General features: G+C 41.8%; 1 protein-coding gene and 1 tRNA gene. One reads left to right on the top strand and one right to left on the bottom strand.

Annotated features, from left to right (window positions below; all coding sequences use genetic code 11):
* Positions 1 to 86 precede the first annotated feature (86 nt).
* Positions 87 to 164: transfer RNA gene (locus tag AB4167_RS15895), tRNA-Ile, on the top strand.
* 402 nt (positions 165 to 566) lie between these two features.
* Here AB4167_RS15895 and AB4167_RS15890 read toward each other — a convergent pair.
* Positions 567 to 1,163: a type IV toxin-antitoxin system AbiEi family antitoxin domain-containing protein gene (locus AB4167_RS15890; RefSeq protein WP_141925915.1), complete on the bottom strand. Its 597-nt coding sequence runs from the start codon at positions 1,161 to 1,163 to the stop codon at positions 567 to 569.
* Positions 1,164 to 2,804 lie beyond the last annotated feature (1,641 nt).

Below are 2,804 nucleotides of genomic sequence, written 5' to 3'. Positions count from 1 at the left end.
TTGTTAGTTAACAACAATGCAAGCTGGATTTACAACTTGAGTTATTGACAACAACGGCTATTAAGTGCAGAATGCATTTCTACAAAGTGCCCATAGCTCAGTTTGGTTAGAGCATCCGACTCATAATCGGCAGGTCCACGGTTCAAGTCCGTGTGGGCGCACCAATTTCTAAAAAACCGCTCAATGAGCGGTTTTTTTGGTTTCTACATGGCAACATTCTAGCTAAAGGCACTCGAACGTCCCTTCACCTGCTGGCTGAGTATCATTAAGTGTACTGACTCATACACAATCTGACACTTATGGTGAGGAAGCGTGACCTAGTCGTACAGACTGTCTTATATGCCACCAAAAACGCTTCTGGACAATTCCTTGCCAGTGGCTTTCCTAAATTAGCATCTCATGGATAATTTCAGGTATTACAAACCTTCAATCAAGTGGCCAAATTCACTCAGCCACTACACTAGCTTGGTATATTTGGATGAAAGATAAAAGTTACGGGCAGGAATGTTTGTGGATTGAGGAATCTTTATCTTAAGTAACGTTTAAATGATGCAGCGATATTATGTTTAACAATTGGAACTTAGCGCCTCCATGTAAGGCATCATTATATTTGTCATTCTGTAATGCTTAGCATACTCCCAGAGTTTCCCCTGATCTAGTTTGTTGGTTCGTTTGGCTTCTGTAAGTGCTTCAATCGCAACATCAACACCGATCTTATTACGGAACTTAAAGCAATCAACAACCGTCCGCTCAACGTCCGTAACCAAAACAGGGACACCATCAACTTGTGTTGAGATAATTCCAAAATCCGTAGCCTCCCTGCTTCGAACAATCTGAATGATTGGATAGTCAATATTGGGCGCTCTATCGCCTTTTTTGATGCGGAGCCACACCTGAAAAGGTGCTTGGGTTGTGAGGTTATGATATCTGAGAGCCGAAAGAAGGCAGATCACACCATTTTTCGCTCTGGCGCTAACTTCTGCAAAAGACTGCATCTCAGACTCTTCTCGGCCAATATAACCGTAGAGCCCTCTCTGTAACTTTTCTATCTGACCCTTTTCCACGGCGCGAGAAAGGGCAGCGCGTGTTATGTTTAATTTTGCTGCGTCTGAGGTAGTAAATATGGATAGTTTTTTTAGTTTATCTAGATGTGATGGATTCATGCTAACTGATACGTTTAGTCATACTTTATATGTATTGTATGGTAAAACGTATCATTCATCCAGTTTTCCTTCGATGGACGTTAGCCTTTTTGATTGTTTAATTAACAACATAGAAGTACAACAGAGCCATAAAAACACAGTTATTTGTAGGAATTTGCATGGTGGATTTTTGACATGATGTCGGCTGCCAAAGCCGACGCTTTGGGAGTTTCTAGTGACCAGATTATGTGGGTTATAGCTAGGAGTATTGTTAACGGTGACATCGACCCTGATGACGACCAGCTCAGTGTTCTGCTAGCTCTGAATAGGGAGGACGTCAAAGGTGATTGACCGAACTTTGGCGGTTGTAATTGACTGTGATAACAACAAAATGTGCCTAGAGATGCCACGTTGTTTTCTAGGGCGGATGTTATTGTACTCGCCGTAGCCAACAATCCATACAGGTTACCGAGAGTAATGGTAGGCCAGTTGGTGGAAACTGTTGATACCTACGAAAATGCCTCTGATTTCCGATTGATAGCTAGATTAACTCAGAAAATTCAGCACAGGGATATTTCTGATGTAATAATGGTTACTGCCGATAAAGCACTAGCTAGAGCGGTTCAGGCGTTTGTGAACCAACACTACATCAATTGCCAATGCTACCCCAACGTGGCGCAAGAGCTTATGAGCGATAAACTAATGCACACTATGAGTTCGACCCGCTTAACTGGTGAACAAACTATATCATTTGCAACTCAAGAGGTATCAGTATGTCTAAGAGGCTGAGCAAAAATACGTCTGTAACGTTAGCAAGAGCCGTGATGAGGTTGTTTGACTATTGGAATATCTCACGTACTACTCAGTGTTCGCTGCTCGGTATAGGTTTAACGAACAGCAACAGGTTACGAGCAATGGAGGTGGGAGCTACTGGTATCCCTAGGGGACTGGATTCACACGAGCGAGTTATCAACCTATTGGCGATCCACAAACATCTCAGTATGCTCTACCCGTATAATCCAGAGATCAAATATGGCTGGGTAAATATGCGCAATACAAAGCTCGATGGGCGTACTCCGATGGAAGTTATGGTGGGCGAAGGTTTTGTCGGTATATCAAAAATAAGGCATTTTCTGAACATGAACTATCAGAGGTGAAGTATACTGACTCGCACACAGGCGGATACGTTCAATAGTCCCAGTCTTTACTGTTTACCGTAATCTAATCAGGAGGTGGAAAGTCATCTAGCTTCTGCTCTAAGATAGTTCGTATTTTTGATAACTCTGCATAGCCGAGGTCACCGCAAATACCATTCATTTCCGTTTTTACTAAATGCAGCAGCGTCTGCATCTGTTCATATGTAAACTCTTGTCCCATATTTAATCTCTTAATCTTAATCACATCACTCTACATGTCTTAAAACTGAAGACATTCCCTTGAACAACCATTAAACAAAACGCATACCATCCATTCAACATAGCTAGACCCCACTTATCTTAGACCTTCTTAGTGTAAAGATCACGCCAAGTGGTATCCTTACAACACATAGCAACAGCCTGTATGTAGTCCAAAGAGATTGTTTATTACAAATAAACAATCTCTATACCCAGCCATTCAGCATTGATGAATATATGATATGGCAACATAAATATTGGTTACTAC

The sequence above is a fragment of the Vibrio sp. 10N.286.49.E11 genome (assembly GCF_041469505.1).
GTDB lineage: Bacteria > Pseudomonadota > Gammaproteobacteria > Enterobacterales > Vibrionaceae > Vibrio > Vibrio crassostreae_C.
The sequence above is the reverse complement of the archived record's forward strand: the minus strand, read 5'-3'. Positions and strand labels throughout refer to the sequence as shown.

Coding starts and splice junctions, on each gene's coding strand:
- AB4167_RS15890 (WP_141925915.1), bottom strand. CDS start 1,163: ATGAATCCATCACATCTAGATAAACTAAAAAAACTATCCATATTTACT.